Annotated in this window: 12 protein-coding genes and 1 pseudogene; 7 read left to right on the top strand and 6 right to left on the bottom strand. The window is 73.1% G+C overall.

Annotated features, from left to right (window positions below):
• Positions 1-22: 22 nt before the first annotated feature.
• Positions 23-1,954, bottom strand: a pseudogene (locus ACX1D3_RS13620) (protein kinase domain-containing protein); the annotation flags it as partial.
• Positions 1,955-2,104: 150 nt separating this feature from the next.
• On the opposite strand from ACX1D3_RS13620, the gene ACX1D3_RS13615 reads away from it, so the two are divergent.
• A complete protein-coding gene (locus ACX1D3_RS13615; protein ID WP_458994361.1) occupies positions 2,105-2,785 on the top strand; it encodes a thiamine phosphate synthase in 681 nt (226 codons plus the stop codon).
• On the opposite strand, the gene ACX1D3_RS13610 is transcribed toward ACX1D3_RS13615, so the two are convergent.
• The gene (locus tag ACX1D3_RS13610; protein WP_458994360.1) at positions 2,775-5,150 is read right to left on the bottom strand and encodes an HAD-IC family P-type ATPase; all 2,376 of its coding nucleotides are present in this window, start codon (positions 5,148-5,150) and stop codon (positions 2,775-2,777) included. The two genes, ACX1D3_RS13615 and ACX1D3_RS13610, sit on opposite strands and share 11 nt — an antisense overlap.
• Positions 5,140-6,219 carry a polyprenyl synthetase family protein gene (locus ACX1D3_RS13605; RefSeq protein WP_458996562.1) on the bottom strand — a complete coding sequence of 360 codons (1,080 nt, stop codon included), beginning with the start codon at positions 6,217-6,219 and terminating at the stop codon, positions 5,140-5,142. Before ACX1D3_RS13605 ends, ACX1D3_RS13610 begins: the two co-directional genes overlap by 11 nt.
• A 49-nt stretch (positions 6,220-6,268) precedes the next feature.
• Here ACX1D3_RS13605 and ACX1D3_RS13600 point away from each other — a divergent pair, with 49 nt between their 5' ends.
• Positions 6,269-7,162 carry a methylenetetrahydrofolate reductase gene (locus tag ACX1D3_RS13600; RefSeq protein ID WP_458994359.1) on the top strand — a complete coding sequence of 298 codons (894 nt, stop codon included), beginning with the start codon at positions 6,269-6,271 and terminating at the stop codon, positions 7,160-7,162.
• A 223-nt stretch (positions 7,163-7,385) separates the two neighbouring features.
• Here the strand turns inward: ACX1D3_RS13600 and ACX1D3_RS13595 are convergent, their stop codons facing one another.
• Complete coding sequence (locus tag ACX1D3_RS13595; protein WP_458994358.1) at positions 7,386-9,584, bottom strand: HelD family protein; 2,199 nt, start codon at positions 9,582-9,584, stop codon at positions 7,386-7,388.
• A 356-nt stretch (positions 9,585-9,940) separates the two neighbouring features.
• Here ACX1D3_RS13595 and ACX1D3_RS13590 point away from each other — a divergent pair, with 356 nt between their 5' ends.
• Complete coding sequence (locus ACX1D3_RS13590; RefSeq protein ID WP_458994357.1) at positions 9,941-10,783, top strand: formate/nitrite transporter family protein; 843 nt, start codon at positions 9,941-9,943, stop codon at positions 10,781-10,783.
• Between the two features lie 10 nt (positions 10,784-10,793).
• On the opposite strand, the gene ACX1D3_RS13585 is transcribed toward ACX1D3_RS13590, so the two are convergent.
• Positions 10,794-11,918 carry a phytoene desaturase family protein gene (locus ACX1D3_RS13585; RefSeq protein WP_458994356.1) on the bottom strand — a complete coding sequence of 375 codons (1,125 nt, stop codon included), beginning with the start codon at positions 11,916-11,918 and terminating at the stop codon, positions 10,794-10,796.
• A 265-nt stretch (positions 11,919-12,183) separates the two neighbouring features.
• Between ACX1D3_RS13585 and ACX1D3_RS13580 the strand changes: the two genes are divergently transcribed.
• Genes ACX1D3_RS13580 through ACX1D3_RS13565 form a run of 4 tightly spaced genes read left to right on the top strand, consistent with a single transcriptional unit; the run spans position 12,184 to position 18,288 of the window.
• Complete coding sequence (locus ACX1D3_RS13580) at positions 12,184-12,486, top strand: DUF6504 family protein (protein ID WP_458994355.1); 303 nt, start codon at positions 12,184-12,186, stop codon at positions 12,484-12,486.
• Complete coding sequence (locus ACX1D3_RS13575) at positions 12,486-16,301, top strand: DNA polymerase III subunit alpha (protein ID WP_458994354.1); 3,816 nt, start codon at positions 12,486-12,488, stop codon at positions 16,299-16,301. The genes ACX1D3_RS13580 and ACX1D3_RS13575 overlap by 1 nt, the downstream gene beginning before the upstream one ends.
• A 1-nt stretch (position 16,302) precedes the next feature.
• Positions 16,303-17,508 (top strand): DNA polymerase IV, encoded by a 1,206-nt coding sequence (gene dinB, locus ACX1D3_RS13570; protein WP_458994353.1) that lies wholly within the window; start codon positions 16,303-16,305, stop codon positions 17,506-17,508.
• Between the two features lie 48 nt (positions 17,509-17,556).
• Entirely contained in the window at positions 17,557-18,288 is a 732-nt protein-coding gene (locus tag ACX1D3_RS13565; RefSeq protein WP_458994352.1) for a gamma-glutamyl-gamma-aminobutyrate hydrolase family protein, read from the top strand.
• A gap of 108 nt (positions 18,289-18,396) precedes the next feature.
• Here ACX1D3_RS13565 and ACX1D3_RS13560 read toward each other — a convergent pair whose 3' ends face one another.
• Positions 18,397-18,789 carry an SCO2097 family morphological protein gene (locus ACX1D3_RS13560; RefSeq protein WP_458994351.1) on the bottom strand — a complete coding sequence of 131 codons (393 nt, stop codon included), beginning with the start codon at positions 18,787-18,789 and terminating at the stop codon, positions 18,397-18,399.
• Positions 18,790-18,804 lie beyond the last annotated feature (15 nt).

The following is an 18,804-nucleotide window of genomic DNA, read 5'->3' as shown; positions in this document are numbered from 1 at the left end:
CGAGGGACTTGACGACCGTGACCGTGTCCCCGCGCTTGCCGTTGCCGGTCTTCGGGTCCTGGCGGATCACCCGGCCCGCCTCCACCGTCGCGGAGTTCTCCTCCGTGACCGTGACCTTGAACCCCAGCTTCTGCAGCTCCGCGGACGCGTTGTCCGCGGTGTCGCCGGTGAAGTCAGGGATGCGGATGGGCTCCGGGCCCTTCGACACCGTCAGGTCGATCGCCGTGCCCGGCTTCAGCTGTGCCCCCGCCTCCTGCGACGCCGTCAGCACCTGCCCGATCGGTGCGGTCTCCGAGAACGCCTCCGTGACCGTGCCCACCGTCATCCGGCCGTCGGTGATCGCCTTCTCCGCCGCCTCGCGGGTGGCGCCCACCACCTCCGGCATGGGGTACCGCTCGGGCCCCTTCGACAGCACGATGGCGACGGTGGAGCCGCGCAGCAGCCGGTCTCCCGCCGTCGGGTCCGTGCTGATCACCAGGCCGGCCGGCACCGTCTCCGAGTAGGCCTCGCTCTGCGTCACCTCGAGGGCGTTCGCCGTGGCCGCCTCCGTGGCCTTGGCCGCGTTGAGGTTGGTCATGGCCGGAACGGTGGTGAACCGCCCCGCCATCCACCACCACGAGCCGAAGCCCGCGCCGGCGGTCAGCAGCACCACGAGCAGCACCGCGATCACCCCGCGACGGCGCCGGTGCACCGGGGAGTGGGAGATCTGCAGCTGAGGGAAGACGGGCGTGCGGTGGCTCCGCGGGCCGGAGCCCGCGTGCGGCCGCGGCGACACCGGCGAGGACCCGGGCTGCGAGAAGCCCGGCCGGCCGGCGACGCCCGCCGCGACACCACCGCCCGCCGCGACACCACCGCCCGCCGCGACACCAGCCCCCGCCGCGACACCAGCACCAGCACCAGCACCACCCGCCGCGACACCGGCAGCCCACCCGCCGTCGCGCCGTACGACGACGGTCTCGGGCGAGTTGGGCGACGTGGGCCTGGGCCGCTCCGCCGTCCGCGGGTACACCTGCGCCGTCTCGTCCTCCGGCGGGCTGGCGGGCAGGATGGCCGCGGCCAGCGCCGGGTTGTCCGATCCACCGGTGCGCGACAGCTCGTGCCGCACCCGCCGCACGGCGGTCAGCAGCTCGCGGCCGTCGGCAATGCGCGCCCTCGGGTCCCGCGCCACGCACGCCAGCACCAGGGTGTCCACGTAGTCCGGGATCTGCCAGTCCGAGCCGTGCCCGACCTCCGAGAGCCGCTCCGACGGCTTCTCGATGTCCACGTTCACGTGCCGGTAGGCGATCTGGTAGTTGTTCTCGCCCGTGTGGGGCTTGCGGCCGGTGAGCATCTCGAAGAGCACCACGCCGGCGGAGTAGATGTCGCTGCGGGCGTCCGGCCGGGAGTGCGTCACCAGCTCCGGCGGCAGGTAGCTGGCCGTGCCGACGAGCACGCCGGTGGCCGTCATCTGCGGCGAGCCCACCTGCCTGGCCAGCCCGAAGTCCGCCACCTTCACCTGCCCGCGCGTGGTCATCATCACGTTCTCGGGCTTGATGTCGCGGTGCACCACCCCGGCCTCGTGCGCGCACGCCAGCGCGGCGGCCACCTGCTCGAAGATCTCCAGCGCACGGTCCGGGGTCAGCGGCGCCTCCCGGCTGATCACCCGGCGCAGGGTCTCGCCGTCGATGAACTCCATCACGATGTACGGCTGCCCCTGGGACGTGCCCTGGTCGAAGACGCTGACGACGGCGGGGTGGCTGATCACCGCGGCGGAGCGGGCCTCGCGGTCGAACTTGGCGGCGAACTCGTCGTCCTCGCCGAGGTCGCTGCGCATCACCTTGACCGCAACCGCGCGCGACAGGCGCAGGTCGCGCGCGCGATAGACCGTGGCCATGCCACCGCGCGCCACCTTCGCCACAATCTCGTAGCGGTCGTCGAGCACGTGACCGACCAACGGGTCGAAAGTGCTGTTCATACCACTCCATGCACGGTCGGGGAAGAGGCCGTACGAGCCCGTCTTGGAGTCCGATTGTAGTGCGGCGACGCCCCACAACCATCCTCGACGCGGCGGCGAGTCCGGTCCTAAGCCCCGAACAAGGCGCCCGCCGGGGATAGATTGGCGCCCATGACCGCACTCGTCGGACTCAAGACCCGCCTGCGCATGGCGCGGCTCGCCCTCGTCGTCCCGCCTGACCACGCCGAGTCGGAGGCGGCGGACTTCGCGGCCCACGGCGCCGACCTGCTGCTCTTCACCCGCGGCGAGCGCAGCGTGGAGGAGGCCGCCCAGGTGATCGACGTGGCCCGCAGGCGGCTGTTCGGGCTGCAGACCATCGTGGCCACGGACTCCGCCGACGTGGGCGAGGCCTGTAAGGCGGACGTCGTGTACTACCGCAGGCCCGGCTGGCGCCCCTTCGGGTTCCGCCGGCCGCACGAGTTCGCGCTGCTCGGCCGCTCCATCGACGGCGCGGACCAGGCCGACGCGGTGGACGGGGACCCGTTCAGCTTCGCCTTCGTGGGGCCCGCCGTCGAGGACGGCCGGGTCACCGACGCGCTGGAGGAGATGGCGCGGCGCTACCCTCCGATGTCGCTGCCGGCCGGGCCGGTGTGGTTCGCCGCCGGCGGGGTGGAGCCGGGCAACGTCTCCTCCGTCATCGGAGCGGGGGCGCGCAGGGTGGCGGTGTCGACGGCGGTCTTCCGCTCCGCGGACCCCTTCGCCGTGACCGAGGAGCTGGCCGCCGCGCTGAGGGCCGCCTGGGTGTCGGAGCCCGGCGCCGAGGCCTACGGCGACGACGCGTTCACGGCCTGACGGGAGGGGCCCACAGCCGGGTGGAGTCGCCTCTGATCATCGCGGTGATCCACCAGGCGGCCTCCACCGCCGCCATCCCGGCCAGCCCCGCGATGAGCCCCACCGTGAGGGCCGCCGGGTTGGTCGTGTCGATGGTCAGGAGGTCGTGCCACACGGGCACCGCGAAGATGACGAAGTAGAACGAGTACGCGAACGCCACCAGGCCCACCCGCCACCAGTAGTAGGGCCGAGCGACCGTGGCCAGCACCCAGGTGGCCGTCATGATCAACGCGATCAGCGTGGCCGTCGACGCCTGGTGCTGCACCGCGTCGGAGACCTCCCCGAAGCCGCGGGTCACCACGTAGGTGACCACGGACACCGTCGTCACGATCAGCCCGCACGGCACCGCCACCGTCAGCGTGCGGCGCACGAACCCGGGCCGCGCCCGCTCCCGGTTGGGCGCCAGGCTCAGCAGGAAGGCCGGGATGCCGATGGTGAACCAGCCCACGATGGTCATCTGCAGCGGCAGGAACGGGTTGGGCAGCCCCATCAGCCCGGTGACCAGCGCCAGCCCCACGGCGTAGATGGTCTTGGTGAGGAACAGCTTCGCCACGCGCTCGATGTTGCCGATCACGCGGCGCCCCTCCGCCACCACGTAGGGGAGGGTGGCGAACCTGTCGTCCAGCAGCACGATCTGCGCCACCGCGCGGGTGGCCGGCGCGCCCGAGCCCATCGCCACCCCGAGGTCCGCGTCCTTGAGGGCCAGCACGTCGTTGACGCCGTCGCCGGTCATCGCGACGGCGTTGCCGCGGCTCTGCAGCGCGCCCATCATCTGCCGCTTCTGCTCGGGGGTGACCCGCCCGAACACGTCGTTGGTGTCCACCGCCTCGGCCAGCTCCTCGGACCCGGCCGGGGGGAGGGTGCGGGCGTCGATCGGGTCGCCGATGTCGACGCCCAGCGAGCGGGTCACGGCGCCGACGGAGGCCGCGTTGTCCCCGGAGATCACCTTGAGGCGCACGCCCTGCTCCTGGAAGTAGGCCAGGGTCTCGCTCGCGTCCGGGCGCGTGAGCTGGTCCAGCACCACCAGCGCGACGGGCACCACCGGCCCCGGCGCGGTCGGGGCGTCGACGGGGCCGGAGGCCCGGCCCAGCAGGAGCACCCGTCGCCCCGAGGCCGCGATCACGTCGGCCCGCGCGGCGGCGGCGGGCTCGGCCAGCACGTCGGGCGCGCCGAGCACCCAGGAGCCCTCGCCGTCGAAGGTGGCCCCGGACCACTTCCTGGCCGACGTGAACGGGGCGCGCGCCGTCACGGGCCAGGGCCGCGCCGCGACCCCGACGGCGGCCGCCACCGCCTGCAGCGACGCGTTGGGCGCCGGGTCCGCGCTCACGAGCTGGGCCAGCACCTCGCGCGTGCGGGCCGGGCCGCCGCCGTCCACCTCGATGATCTCGGCCAGCGTCATGGTGTTCTGCGTGAGCGTGCCCGTCTTGTCCGCGCACACCACGCTGACCCGCGCGAGCCCCTCGATGGCGGGCAGCTCCTGCACCAGGCACCGCCGCCGCCCGAGCCGGATCACCCCCAGCGCGAAGGCCATCGACGTGAGCAGCACCAGGCCCTCGGGCACCATCGGCACCAGCGCCCCCACCATCCGCAGCGCCGACTCCTGCCAGGTGGTGTCCGGCTGGCTGAACTGCACGTAGATGGTCAGCGCGCCCACCGGGATCAGCAGGTAGGACACGTAGCGCAGAATCTGGTTGATGCCCTGGCGCAGCTCCGAGTGCACCAGCGTGAACTTCGCCGCCTGCGCGGTGAGCTGGGCCGCGTACGCCTCCGCGCCCACCTTCTCCGCCCGGTAGGCCCCGGAGCCGGACACGACGAAGGCGCCCGAGAGCACCCCGTCGCCGGGCTCCTTGGCCACCGGATCTGCCTCGCCGGTGAGCATCGACTCGTCCACCTCGAGGTAGTCGGCCGCCACCACCGAGCCGTCCACGACGATCTGGTCTCCCGGGTAGATGAGGATCAGGTCGTCGAGCACCACGTCGTCGCGCGCGATCTGACGGCGCTCCCCGCCCCGCAGCACGACGGGGTGCGCCTCGCCCACGACCGCCAGGTTGTCCAGGGTGCGCTTGGCCCGCAGCTCCTGCACGATGCCGATGATCGAGTTGGCCACGATCAGCATCGCGAACGCGCCCTGCGCCGGGCTGCCCGTGGCGAGCACGATGACGAACAGCACGAACAGGATGCCGTTGACGCGGGTGACCACGTTGGCGCGCACGATGTCCAGGGTGGTGCGGCCCGAGCGGGCGGGCAGCCTGTTGACCTGCCCGGCCTCGATGCGGGCGGTGACCTCGGCGGCCGTCAGGCCGGAGAGCTCGGCGTCAGTGTTCACGCTGCACGCTTCGCGCGGCGAGCTCGCCCAGCGCGGTGCGGCCGTCGGTGGTGAGGTGCGCCCCGTCCAGCACGCCCAGGGCGCGGGAGAGGCTGTCGTCGATGATGGCCTCCACGTGTGCGCGGGCGCCGGAGGCGTCGATGAGGGAGGCGGCGCGGGTGACGTCGTCGTCGGTGAGGCCGGGGGCGCCGAGGAGCTGGTCGAGCTCGGTGGCGTCCTCCGGCGCGGCGTTGGCGAGGGCCGTGAGGACCAGGACGGTGCGCTTGCCCTCGCGGATGTCGCCGCCGTAGGGCTTCCCCGTGACGGCCGCCGCCCCGTAGACGCCGAGCACGTCGTCGCGCAGCTGGAAGGCGCGCCCGATGATGGAGCCGAACTCGCCCAGCGCCCCGATGAGGGCGTCGTCCGCGCCGCCGAGCGCGGCCCCGATCTGCGCCGGCCGGCGGATGGAGTAGCTGGCGGACTTGTACTCCAGCACCCGCTGCGCCACGTCCAGCTCCTCGGCGACGGTGACCGCCCCGGTCACGCCGTACTGGGCCGCAACGTCCAGGTACTGCCCGGCCGTCACCTCCGCCCGCATCGCGCTGAGGTGCGGGCGGGCCCGGTCCAGGTGGGCGGCGCCGGAGGAGTCCACCAGGTCCACGCTCCACATCAGCAGCAGGTCCCCCAGGAGGATGGCCGACGAGGTGCCGAACTCCGCCGCGTCCCCCCGGCCGCCACTGAGGGCGTGCAGCTGCTCGAAGCGCTTGTGGGCGGCGGGGAGCCCCCGGCGGGTGTCCGCGGCGTCGATGAGGTCGTCGTGGACCAGGGCACTCACGTGGAGCAGATCCAGGGAGGAGGCCACCTTCAGCAGGGGCGCGTCATCGGCCGGCCGACCGGCCGCGGCCACGTAGGACCAGTAGCAGTAGGCGGGCCGCAGCCGCTTCCCGCCGGCGGTGGCCTCGCGGGCCACGTCCAGCAGGGCGGTGGCGCCGACGGCGGTGAGCATCTCCTCCTGCGCGGCCAGATACGCGTCGATGGTTTCGCTGACCGCGGACATCAGCGGCGCACCGAGCGGGGAGGAGGGGTCCATGGAACGGCTCACGGATCGAGCTTAGTAGCCCGGCTCGTATTGTTGGCCCATGCCTGTGACCGCTTCGAGCCTCCGGACCGTGGGGGAGCTGTTCCGCTCCGCCCAGGGCCCCTTGTACTCGTTCGAGTTCTTCCCCCCACGGTCCGAGGACGAGGAGCCCATCCTGTGGGCCGCCGTCGAGGCGCTGGCCCCGCTGGAGCCGTCGTTCGTGTCGGTGACCTACGGGGCGAACGGGTCGCGGCGGGACCGGACCATCCGCGCCACCCGTCGGATCGCGGCCTCGGGCGGCCCGCTGACGGTGGGGCACCTCACGTGCGTGGGGCAGTCGAAGGCCGAGCTGGCGGAGGCGCTGGCCGAGTACCGCGAGGCGGGCGTGACCAACATCCTGGCCATCCGCGGCGACATGCCCGGCGGCGGTGAGTGGACCGCGCACCCCGACGGCCTGGCCAACGCCACCGAGCTGGTGAAGTTCGTGAAGGCGGAGGGCGAGTTCTGCGTGGGTGTCGCGGCGTTCGCGAACCCGCACGAGACCAGCAACGACCCGGACCTCGACGCCCGCATCCTGCTCGACAAGGTTGAGGCGGGGGCGGAGTTCGCCATCACGCAGCTGTTCTTCGAGGGCGAGCGCTACGGGGAACTGGTGTCGCGGATGAGTGGTCTGGGGTGTGAGATCCCGATCATCCCGGGGATCATGCCGCTCACGGTGATCTCCCAGATCGAGCGCTTCGCCGCCCTCTCCGGCCGCGACCTGCCCGCCGCGCTCGTCGCCGAGCTGCGGGCCTGCTCGTCGAAGGAGGAGGTGCGCGAGGTCGGGCTGGCCTCCGCGGTGCGGATGTGTCGCGGACTGCTGGCCGCCGGGGCCCCCGGCCTGCAGTTCTTCACCCAGAACCGCTCGAAGGCCACCCGCGAGGTGCTCGCCGAGCTGAAGGCGACCGCCGGCTGAGGTGCCAACCCCTGCCGGTTGAGGGTGCGAACCCCCGCTGGCTGAGGTGTCAACCCCCGCCGGCTGACGTGCAACCCCCGCCGGCTGACGTGCAACCCCCGCCGGCTGAGGTGCCGACCCCGCCGGCTGAGGTGCCAACCCCGCTGGCTGAGGTGCCGCGAAGCGGCCTCGAAGCCTCAGAAACGCGCGCTGACAAGCTCACCTTCACCAGGGGCGATGCCCGTCAGGCCAGCAGGCTCCGCCAGCGCGCGGTGTCCACGTCGAGGGTGACCATGCGCTGCGTCGCCCGCGTCAGCGCCACGTAGAGCACCCGCTCCGCGCCCGGCGCCTCCGCGACGATCCCGTCGGGCGAGACCACCACCACGCCGTCGTACTCCAGGCCCTTCGCCTGCAGCGCCGTCACCACGATGAGCCGGTTCTCGAACTCCCGCAGCCGCACGTCCTGCATCACGAACAGCTGCACGTCGCGGATCAGCGACGGCGGGCAGATCACGCCGATCGTCCCGCTCACCTGCCCCGCCAGCTCGAGCAGCTGGGCGCGCAGCTCGTCGTGCAGCCCGGCCCGCGTGGTGCTGGCCAGCAGCGGCTCCACGCCCGTGGAGCGCACCGCCCTGGGCAGGTCCGCGTCCGGGAACACCTTCATGATCACCTTCGACGCCAGCGCGAACACCTCGCTGGGGGAGCGGTAGTTGGTGCTGAGCGTGAACGTCCGGCTGGGGCCGCGGCCCACGAGCTCCGCCAGCGCCCGCGACGTCTCGTCCTGGTGCGGGTACGAGCTCTGCGCCGGGTCCCCCACGATGGTCCACGACGACTGCGGGCCCCGTCGGCGCAGCATCCGCCACTGCATGGGGGTCACGTCCTGGCCCTCGTCGACGAGGATGTGCGCGTAGGTGCTCTGCGGGTCGTCGTCGGGGTCGATCACGCGCTCGTGGCGCAGCAGGTCAGCGGTGCTGAGCACCTCAGGCACGTCCCCGCCCTCGAGGAACACGTCCATCTCCGGCTCGGGATCCTCCGGGGCAGGGCCCAGCACGTCGATCAGCTCGTCGAGCAGCGCGATGTCCGCCACGGACCAGCCGCGCACGATCTCCGGCTCGTCGTCGTCGGCCGCCAACCAGGCGTAGGAGCGCACCAGCGCCTCCCGCTGCGCGAGCGACAGCTCGGGCGCCACGGCGGCCACGACGGCGGGGTCCGCCAGCCGGGCCAGCACGCGTGTCGCGGTGAGGGTGGGCCACCAGGCGTTCATGAACATGGCCAGGCTGGGGTGGTCCCGCACTCGGCCCTCGAGCTCCGCGGGCTCGATGGACACGTCGTCGGGGAACTTGCGCACCAGGGCGTGTACCACCTGGTCAGTGGCCTGTCTGCGGCCGCGGTTGAGCTTGGTGCCGGCCAGGACGTGGTCCCTGATGCGGGCCAGCTCCTGCTCGCCCAGGCCCAGGACCTCGCCCTTGACCGTGACCCGCACGCGCAGCGCCTCGGGCTGGTCGATCAGCGGGGTGCGCACCAGGCGGCGCAGCACGCCCAGCATGGCGAGGCTGCCCTTGACGGTGGCCGCCTCGGCCTCGTCGACCCGCTCGCTGGTCAGCCCGAGCACGTCCCCCGCGACACCCCCGATGGCCTTCAGCGCCACCGAGTCCTCGCCGAGGCTGGGCAGCACGCGCTCGATGTAGTTCATGAACACGTTCGACGGGCCCACCACCAGCACGCCGCCCCTCTCCAGGCGGGCGCGGTTGGTGTAGAGGAGGTAGGCGGCGCGGTGGAGCGCCACCACCGTCTTGCCCGTGCCGGGGCCGCCGGCGATCACGGTGACGCCCTGGTAGGGGGCGCGGATGGCCTCGTCCTGCTCGGACTGGATGGTGGCCACGATGTCGCGCATGGTGCGGCCGCGGGCGCGGCTGAGGGCCGCCATGAGGGCGCCCTCGCCGAAGATGGGGAGCGCGGACTCGGCGGAGCCGTCGAGGAGGTCGTCCTCGATGCCGATCACGCGGTCGTCGCGGCAGCGCAGCACCCGACGGCGGACCACGTCCATGGGCTCGGCCTGGGTGGCGCGGTAGAACGGCTCGGCGGCGGGGGCGCGCCAGTCGATGACCAGCGGCTCGTAGTCCTCGTCGCGCACGCCGATGCGGCCGATGTAGCGGGCCTCGTCGGTGGTCAGGTCGATGCGGCCGAAGACCAGGCCCTCGTGCTCGGCGTCGAGGATCGCGAGGCGGCGGGCGGCCTGGTAGGCGAAGGCGTCGCGCTCGAACAGCGCGGTGCTGTCCTCCTCGCGGAGGAAGTTGGTGCGGTCCGAGATGAAGATCTCGCGCCCCTGCTGAGCCATGGACTTCGCGCTGGCCGTGGCGGTGGACAGGTTGGCGTACACCTTGTCCACGTGCGCCTGCTCAAGGGCGATCTCATGGTCGAGGTCCGAGCGCGATTCAGTCAACTTCTTTGCATCCTCTGGGTTGAGACAGACAGTCAAGCCTACTCGGTAGCGCGCAGCGGGGGGCACTGGCGTTCGTGGTGTGGGCGGGGTGCGCCGCCGTCGCGCCTCCAGCCGACGCACTCGTCACCTCTACGGGATGCAACGCGAGCCTCCACCGCGGAGACGGTCCCCCAGTGCGGCACCTCACGCTCAACACGGTCACAGGTGACCGCCACTGCCGGCACTCCTCCGCGGGAAGTGCGACACGTCACCCCATCGGCCGCCGCGGCACGTCCCAGAATATGTTCTGACAAAATACATTGAAACTAGCGCGCCCCGGTCTATCGCGACGGGCTAAGTCATGTCAAACTTGGCGCGTGGATCCTACATACCAGCGCCTGTTCCCGGGCCACTTCTTCATCGACGCCGTGCTGGAGGCCGCCGACACCAAGGCGGAGATGTCGCGGCGGATCACCCTGCAGTACCTGCAGCGGGCCGCCATGGCGGGGATCCTCATCGGCCTGTTCTATGTGGCGTACTTCACGGTGCTGTCGGTCTTCGACTCCATCGACTCCCTGGGTGAGGGCGGCTACGGGCTCGGCAAGGCCGTCGGCGCGTTCGTGTTCGGCTGGGCGCTGGTGTTCATCTACTACACCAAGTCCGAGCTGCTCACCTCCAACATGATGGTCAGCTCCATCGCGGTGTACCACCGCAGGCTGGGGCAGCTGCGCGGGCTCATGCTGCTGGGCCTGTGCTTCCTGGGCAACGCGCTCGGCGGGCTGCTGCTGGCCGTCTTCGCGCGCTACTCGACGCTGACCGCGGGTCACGTCGAGGAGAAGATGCTGGCCGCGGTGGAGATCAAGCTCGGCTACATGGCCTCCCTGTCCGGCGTGGGGGACCTGTTCATCCGCGCCATCCTCTGCAACCTCATGATCAACGTGGCCATGCTGCTGGTCTACAACGGCTTCCTCAAGGACTCCATCACCATGGCGCTCACCATGGTGATGTCGGTGTTCATCTTCGCGTTCCTGGGCCTCGAGCACTCGGTGGCCAACACCATCCTGTTCACCATCGTCGGCTTCGGGCCGGGCATCGACGTGTGGCCGGCCATCGGCAACGTCGCGGTGGCACTCCTGGGCAACTTCATCGGCGGCGGCGTGCTCATCGGCATCTACTACGCCCACGTCAACGACGACCGCCGCCTGACCCGCCGCGCCTGACCCGGCCCGCCTACCGCCGCGCCCGGTTCGTGGGGCGCGCGTCCTCGCCGGTGCGCCGCTCGTGCAGCTCGTAGACCGCCAGCGCGGCGCTGGCGAGTTCGGCCCAGGGCTCCGGACCTGCTGGTGAGCACGACGACGCGGCCGGCGTCCCCGCGACCACGGGCGGCCGCCGGGCCCAGGCCCGCGCCGACGCCGGCTCCACGCCCCACGCGATGTCGGGCCGCGCCCGCCGGTAGTCCCACGTCAACTCCCGGCCGGGGATCCGCCAGCCCAGCACCGGCGCTGGGCCGGTGTGGTCCACCGTCTCCGCCGCGCCGCCGGCCGCGACATCGGTCTCCGCCTGCCCGACGGCGGGCGCCCGCGCGGCCCGCGCCCACCGGGGCCGACGGGGGAGGCAGTCGACGGCGGGCCCGGCCCCCGCCCCGTCGACGATCCCCACCCGGCGCGTGGCCAGCCGCCCCTCCAGCACCTCGATCAGCCTGCCCCCGGGCTGCGCTCGGCCGGCGTCGTCGACCACCTGCCACCGCCCGAACGTGCGCTCCACCGCCAGCCGGGTGGCCAGCAGCCCCGGCGCCCGCCGCGACCCCGTGCCGGCCACCGGCGCCAGGTCCAGCACGATCCGTGCCAGGTGGGGATGCCCCGCCCTGTCCGCGACATCGGCGAGCGTGCGGTCCAGCAGCAGCGCCCGGCGGTCCTCGGCGGTGCGGGGGGCGTCCGGCCGCTCCACCCCGAACCGGCGCGCGGCCAGCCAGGCGTCGTCGAGGGAGTCGAGGAGGTCCCGCCACCGCCCCGCGACACCCTCGCCGTACCGAGCGCTCAGCACCGCGAACTGCCGCCCGCGTTCGGTGGGCAGCGCGAGCTCCGCGCCGTCGTCGAACCGGTGGACGGCGGGCGGAGCCTCCGCCAGCGCCAGGCCCGCGCGGGCCAGCTCGGCCTCCAGCGGGCGACCCGTCTTCTTGAACAGGTCCCGCCAGGTGGCGGGCAGCGTGACGACGGGGGGAAGGGCCCCGCGCTCCGCCGCCCAGCGCCCCCCGAGGGGCCCACCGGCCAGGTCCAGGCGCACCTCGTGGCCCAGCTTCGCCAGCCGCGCGGCGCAGGCCATGCCGGCCAGCGTGCCGCCTCGGATCGTGAGCATGCGGCCCAGGGTATTGCCTCGAGGCCCCGGCGTGCGGCGCGTAATCACCGGTGGGGAATCGGCCCACCGGAGGGCTTGACGTTCTGTCGGAGGGGAGGCATATAGTAGTTACTACCGCACGCCTGTTCGATTAGTTCGGGGAAGCTCTGGTTGAGCAGGCCGCCGCGGTATGGGCCGCCCAGGCCCCGGCTCAGCCTCGACCCCTGAGCCGGGCCCTGGGCTCCCGGGTCGAATCGCACACACCACGGATCCCCGGGAGGCACCCATGCGCACCTATCACGAACCCATCCACGTGCTGTTCCGCGACGAGCCGCGCCAGTTCATCTGGCGGGACCGGCTGCTGCTGGTCAAGGAGGTCCAGGGCCGCTGGAGCCGCGCCACGCCGTGGTGGACGGGCCGCCAGGTCCGCGCCGCGCGGGGCGAGGAGGTGGCGCCCACCCAGGGGGACCTGCTCGCCGAGCAGGAGGTGTGGCGGGTGGAGGCCGGCAACGGGCGGCACCGCGGCGTCTACGAGCTGGCGCGCACCGTGGACTCAGAGGACTGGGTGCTCCGGGCGGTGTTCGACTGATGTCGGACTTCGTCCACCTGCGGGTGGCCTCGGGCTACTCCTTCCAGTACGGCGCCTCCCACCCCGGCGAGCTCGTGGCGGAGGCGGTGCGCCACGGCATGGACGCGCTGGCCATCACGGACCGCGGCGGCCTCTACGGCGCGGTGCGGTTCGCGAAGGCCTGCCTGAAGGCGGGGATCGCGCCCATCGTCGGGGTGGACCTGGCCGTGCGCCCGGACGGGTGGCGGGCCGGGAGGCGCCCCACCGCGGCCCGCGGCGGCCAGCTGCGCGACGAGCGGCTCCCGCGCGCCGTCGTCCTGGCCACCTCCAGGGCGGGGTGGGCCACGCTGTGCGAGCTCATCACCGCCGCCCAGCTCACGGGAGAGCGCGGGGATCCGGCGGTCTCGCTGGAGCTCATCGTGCGGCACTGCGCCGGGCGGGACGCGGTGGTGCTGCTCGGCGCGGACTCGGAGGTGGGCGAGGCGCTCGCCGCGGACCGCCCGGACCTGGCTGAGGCCGCGGCCCGACGGTGGCGCGCGGAGCTGGGCACCGCTCTGGTGCTGGCCGCCACCAACCATCAGACGGGCGGCCGCGGGGCCGGGTCGGCGCACCAGGCCGCGGGCACCATCCGGCTGGCGCGCAGGCTCGCGGTCCCCGTCGTGCTCACCAACGCGGTGCGGATGGCGCGGCGGGAGCAGGCCGCCACCGCGGACGTGCTCGACGCCGCCCGCCGGCTGGCCCCGCTGGACGTGCGCACCATCGACAGGCGCAACGCCGAGGGCTACCTCAAGCCGGGGGAGGCCATGCGGGCCGCGGCCGACGAGGCCGCCCGCCTCGCCGGGGAGCCGGACGGGGCGGCCCTGCTGCGCGCCACCCGGCACCTCGCCGAGCGCTGCCGGCTGGACCCCGTCGGAGACGTCGGCCTGGGGGAGATCAGGCTGCCCGAGTTCGAGACGCTCGGCACCACCGTCGAGCTGGCGCCCTCGGTGCTGCGCGCCCGCTGCGAGGCGGGCCTGGCGCAGCGCTACGGCGCCCTCACCGCGGAGGTCACCGGGCGCCTCGACGACGAGCTGGCCGTCATCGGCAAGCTGGGGTTCGAGTCCTACTTCCTCACGGTCGCGGACGTGGTGGGCCTCATCCGGGGCCTCGGCATCCGCTGCGCCGCCCGCGGCTCCGGCGCCGGCAGCCTGGTCAACTACGCGCTCGGCGTCTCCGGGGTGGACCCCATCCGGCACGGCCTGATCATGGAGCGGTTCCTCTCCCCGCTGCGGGTGGCGCTGCCGGACATCGACCTGGACGTCGAATCGGCCCGTCGCACGGAGGTCTACGACAAGATCCTGGCCACGTTCGGCGGCCAGCGCGTGGCGTGCGTGGCCATGATCGAGACCTACCGGGTGCGGCACGCGGTCCGCGACGTCGGGGCCGCCCTCAGCCTGCCGCCGGTGGAGATCGACGCCATGGCCAAGGCGTTCCCGCACATCCGCGCCCGCGACGCCCGAGCCGCGCTGCGGGACCTGCCGGAGCTGCGCGCCGCCGGCCTGGGGGAGCAGCGGCTGGACGTGCTGTTCTCCCTGGTCGAGTCCCTCGACGGCCTGCCCCGGCACATCGCCCTGCACCCCTGCGGCGTGATCCTCAGCGACTCGTCGCTCGGGCAGCGCACCCCGCTGGAGGCCAGCTTCGGCGGCTACCCCATGAGCCAGTTCGACAAGGACGACGTGGAGGACCTGGGCCTGCTCAAGCTTGACGTGCTCGGCATCCGGATGCAGTCGGCCATGTCGCACGCGCTGGACGAGATCCGGCGCACCTCGCCCGCCGGCCCGCCGGCGCTGATCGACGAGCTGGACCCCTTCGACGACCCGGCGGTCTACGACATGATCGCCCACCGCGCCACGCTCGGCTGCTTCCAGATCGAGTCTCCGGGCCAGCGGGAGCTGGTGGGCAAGTTCGGCCCCGAGACCTTCCACGACCTCATCGTCGACATCTCCCTCTTCCGCCCCGGCCCCGTGAAGTCGGACATGATCACCCCGTTCCTCGAGGCGCGGCAGGGCTGGGCGGAGCCCGAGTACCTGCACCCCAGCCTCATCCCGGCCCTCGAACAGACCCAGGGCGTGGTGGTGTTCCACGAGCAGATCATCCAGATCATCTCCATCGCCACGGGCTGCACCCTGGCCCAGGGCGACGAGGTGCGCCGGGCGCTGGGGGACAAGGAGGGCCAGGCGCAGGTCAAGGAGTGGTTCTGGCCCAAGGCGGCCGCCCGCGGCTACGACGACGCGCTCATCGCCGAGATCTGGGGCATCCTCGAGTCGTTCGCCTCGTTCGGGTTCTGCAAGGCGCACGCGGCGGCGTTCGCGCTGCCCACCTACCAGTCGGCGTGGCTGAAGCGCTACTACCCGGCGCACTTCCTCGCCGGCATCCTCACCCACGACCCGGGCATGTACCCCAAGCGGCTGCTGCTGGAGGAGGCGCGGCGGATGAACATCGCGGTGCTGGGCCTGGACGTCAACCGCAGCACCGCCCAGTACCGCGCCGAGGCCCTGGCCGACGGGGCAGGGGAGGAGCCCATGGCGCTGCCGGAGCACCTCGCCATCGGCGCCCCGCCCACCTCGGACGGGCTGCCGCAGGTCGACGGCTGGGGCATCCGCCTCTCGCTGGCCGACGTCAAGGGCATCGCCGAGGCGGAGATGGAGCGCATCGTCGCAGGGCAGCCCTACGCGTCGCTGTCGGACTTCTGGGCGCGGGCCCGGGTGGCCGAGCCCGTCGTCGAGCGGCTGATCCTGGCCGGCGCGTTCGACGCCCTCTACCGCATCGGGCGGCACGCCCCGGTCAAGCGTCGCGGCCAGGTGACCCGCCGGGACCTGCTGCTGGCGCTGGCGGACCTGCACCGGGAGCGGCGGGCGGACGAGCGGGCGGTGTCGCGTGCGAAGGGACGCCGGAGGACCTCCGCAGCGGTAGACCCGGGTGAGCTCGCCCGGGCGCAGCGGCAGCGGGTGGGCCACTCGCCGCAGGCCGTGCAGGGCGCGCTGGACTTCGGCGACGGCGAGGCGGAGCCCACCGCGGACGTCCCCGTCACCGGGCTGCCGGAGATGGACGACGAGCAGCGGCTGAAGGCGGAGCTGGAGATCCTCGGGCTGGACGTCAGCCACCACATCATGGAGCGCTACCTCCCCCTGCTGCGGGCGCTGGGCGCCACCAGCTCGCGCACCCTGCTGCAGCAGCGCAACCAGGCCGAGATCCTCGTCGCGGGGGTGAAGGTGGCCACGCAGACGCCGCCGGTGCGCTCGGGGCGGCGCGTGATCTTCCTCACCCTCGACGACTCCACCGGCCCGGTGGACGCCACCTTCTTCGAGGACGCGCAGGGCCCGTACGCGGCCACGGTGTTCGCCTCCTGGATGGTGCTGGTGCGCGGCAAGGTCCGCCGCACCGGGCCGCGCGGGGTCTCCATCCGCGCCACCGGCTGCTGGGACCTCGGCCGGCTCGACGAGGCCTGGCGCGCGGCGCTTGCCGAGGGGGCGACGGAGGCTGAGGCCGTCGCGGCGGTGGCCGCCATCATCGACGAGGTGCCCGTGGGCTACTCCCTGGTCGGGCACTGGCACGCGGCCCCGTCGCCCACGCCCCGGCCCCCGCAGACGGACGGCCTGGGCGGGCCCACGGACGACGAGCCCCCGCCGGACCCGCAGGAGCACACCCGGGCGGGCGGCATGGGGCGCCGTCGGGTGCTGGTGCACGCCAGCGGGTTCAGGCAGTCGCCCTACGCCGACATCAAGCCGGCGGGCACCGGCGCGGCCGAGGCCCCGCGCAAGCTGTGGCACTCCAGCCCGGGAAGCTCGGGGAGGTGAGATGAGAGTCATCGCCCATGTGGACATGGACGCCTTCTACGCCTCGGTGGAGATGGCCCGGCACCCGGAGCTGCGCGAGGTGCCGATGTTCGTCGGCGGCTCCACCCGCGGGGTGGTGCTGTCGGCCAACTACCCGGCCCGCAGGTTCGGGATCGGGGCGGGCATGCCGTCGAGCAGGGCCAGGCGGCTGTGCCCTCAGGTGGCGGTCGTCCACCCGGACTTCGACCACTACTCGGCGGTCTCCGCCGGCATCCGGGAGATCTTCGACACGGTGACCGACAAGGTGGAGATGGCCTCCATCGACGAGGCGTTCATCGACCTCACCACGGCGCTGCGCCGCCTCGGCGGGGACCCGGTGGCCATCGGGGAGCGGCTCCGCGCCCAGGTGATGGACGAGCAGGGCGTGCCGTGCTCCATGGGGATCGGGCCCAGCAAGTTCATCGCCAAGCTGGGCTCGAAGGAGGCCAAGCCGGACGGGCTCGTGCGGGTGCGCGCGGAGGAGGTGATCGCCTTTCTGCACCCGCTGCCGGTGGAGGCCATCTGGGGGGTGGGGGAGGCGACGGCGGCGCGGCTGCACCGGCTCGGCCTGAGCACCGTGCGCGACATCGCCAACACGCCCCGCGCCACCCTGCAGCGCGCGCTGGGCGACGGGCAGGGCGCGCTGCTGTTCGACCTGGCCTGGGGTCGCGACGACCGCTCGGTGCTGGCCCGGGAGCCGGCCGAGCACAGCGTCGGCTCGCAGGAGACGTTCGCGCTGGACACCGACGACGCGGCGGTGGTCGCCACGGAGATCCTGCGCATGGCGGACCGGACCGCCTCGCGGATGCGGGCGCAGGGCATGGTGGGGCGCACGGTGACGCTGTCGGTGCGGTTCGCGGACTTCACCACCCTCACCCGCACGGGCACGATCGCCGCCCACACGGACCGCACCAACGACATCTACGCCGAGGCGATGCGCCTGTTCACCAGGCTCAACCTGCAGCGTGCCCGCATCCGACGGGTGGGGGTGCGGATGGAGAAGCTGGTGCCGAAGGCCGCCACCTACCAGCAGCCCGCGCTCGACGAGCCGGCCCGCGGCTGGGGGGAGGCGGAGGAGGCCATCGACAAGGCGGTGCTGCGGTTCGGGCCCCACGCCGTGCAGCGGGCGCGGCTCACCCGTCGGGGTGGCCCCGCCCGGCAGGAAGAGAGCGAACTGATCCACGCCTGATCCAGACCTGATACACATTCGCAACGGTCATTGGCCACGATGGGGCAGATGAAGCTCCTTGTCATCGCCCCGGCGTCCCGCTACGAGCCGGGCCACTTCGGCGAACTTCTCGTGGACCTGGCGGACCGGACGGTCGCGGTCGCGGACGAGGAGGGCTGGCAGACCACGCTCATCGGCATGCAGGACTGCGGGGACCACGTGTGGCACTCGGCGTTGGCCGCAGCCGACGCGGTGGTGCTGCTGGGCGGCCACGACGTGGACCCCCGCATGTACAAGGGGCGCCACGAGTACCCGGGGTCCGGGGACCACCTCGGCACCGCGGACCGGCGCTCGATCGCCGTCGTGCAGGCGTGCCGGGCGGACCGGCGCCCGCTGCTGGGGATCTGCCGGGGGATGCAGCTGATCAACGTGGCCTACGGCGGTGACCTGTCGCCGCACCTGCTCACCGCCCCCACCCACCGCCTGCCGGACGGGCAGCACGGCATGCGGGAGCACCTCGTGGACGTGGAGGCGGAGTCGCGGTTGGCGGCGGCGCTGCCCGGCCGGCGGCTGACGGTGCGCAGCTCGCACCATCAGGGCGTCGAGCGGCTGGGGGAGGGGCTGCGGGCCACGGCGTGGGCCACCCACGACGGCGTGGTCGAGGGCATCGAGGACCCGGACCGCCCCGTGCTGGCCGTGCAGTGGCACCCGGAGGACGAGGGCGCCGAGCCGGATCAGCTGGTGGGGCTGTTGGGGTGGCTGGCGGCGAACACCAGGGCGGACGGGCGCGCCGCGTCCTGAGCGGGCACCGGGGGCGTCGCCGGCCGGCGAGGACGACGAGGGAACGTGCGTGGCAGCGTCGGGTGGACCACCGGCGAGGTGACGGCGATCATCCCTGACGGGGACGGCTCAGAGGTCGCCCTGTTGGCGGCGGCGCCAGCGCTCCTCGAGCTTGTCCATGAAGTCCTGCGAGGGGTTCGACGAGCTGGGCTTCGGCGCCGACGGGCCGCGCCTGCTCGGCTGGCCGCCGTCGTCTCCCACCCTGCGCCACGAGTTGATGCCGATGAGCGCCGCGCCGAGCATGAGCAGGAAGCCGAGCACGCTCACCGCGGGATGCACCTGGACGCCGACGAGCAGCACCACGACGCCCACAATGAAACCCAGCCCGGCGATCGCCGCGCGGCGGCGGTGGATGCGGATGGTCGACGAGCCGCTCAGCGTGTCAGCGAGCTTCGGGTCCTCGGCCATGAGGGACGCCTCGAGCTGTTCAAGCAGCTTGCGTTCCTGCTCAGAAAGCGCCATTGGTTCTCCCTTGTC

The sequence above is a fragment of the Tessaracoccus yangjingae genome, from assembly GCF_054483935.1.
The sequence above is the reverse complement of the archived record's forward strand: the minus strand, read 5'-3'. Positions and strand labels throughout refer to the sequence as shown.

Coding starts and splice junctions, on each gene's coding strand:
- ACX1D3_RS13615 (WP_458994361.1), top strand. CDS start 2,105: ATGACCGCACTCGTCGGACTCAAGACCCGCCTGCGCATGGCGCGGCTC.
- ACX1D3_RS13605 (WP_458996562.1), bottom strand. CDS start 6,219: ATGGACCCCTCCTCCCCGCTCGGTGCGCCGCTGATGTCCGCGGTCAGC.
- ACX1D3_RS13600 (WP_458994359.1), top strand. CDS start 6,269: ATGCCTGTGACCGCTTCGAGCCTCCGGACCGTGGGGGAGCTGTTCCGC.
- ACX1D3_RS13585 (WP_458994356.1), bottom strand. CDS start 11,918: ATGCTCACGATCCGAGGCGGCACGCTGGCCGGCATGGCCTGCGCCGCG.
- ACX1D3_RS13580 (WP_458994355.1), top strand. CDS start 12,184: ATGCGCACCTATCACGAACCCATCCACGTGCTGTTCCGCGACGAGCCG.
- ACX1D3_RS13575 (WP_458994354.1), top strand. CDS start 12,486: ATGTCGGACTTCGTCCACCTGCGGGTGGCCTCGGGCTACTCCTTCCAG.
- dinB (WP_458994353.1), top strand. CDS start 16,303: ATGAGAGTCATCGCCCATGTGGACATGGACGCCTTCTACGCCTCGGTG.
- ACX1D3_RS13565 (WP_458994352.1), top strand. CDS start 17,557: ATGAAGCTCCTTGTCATCGCCCCGGCGTCCCGCTACGAGCCGGGCCAC.
- ACX1D3_RS13560 (WP_458994351.1), bottom strand. CDS start 18,789: ATGGCGCTTTCTGAGCAGGAACGCAAGCTGCTTGAACAGCTCGAGGCG.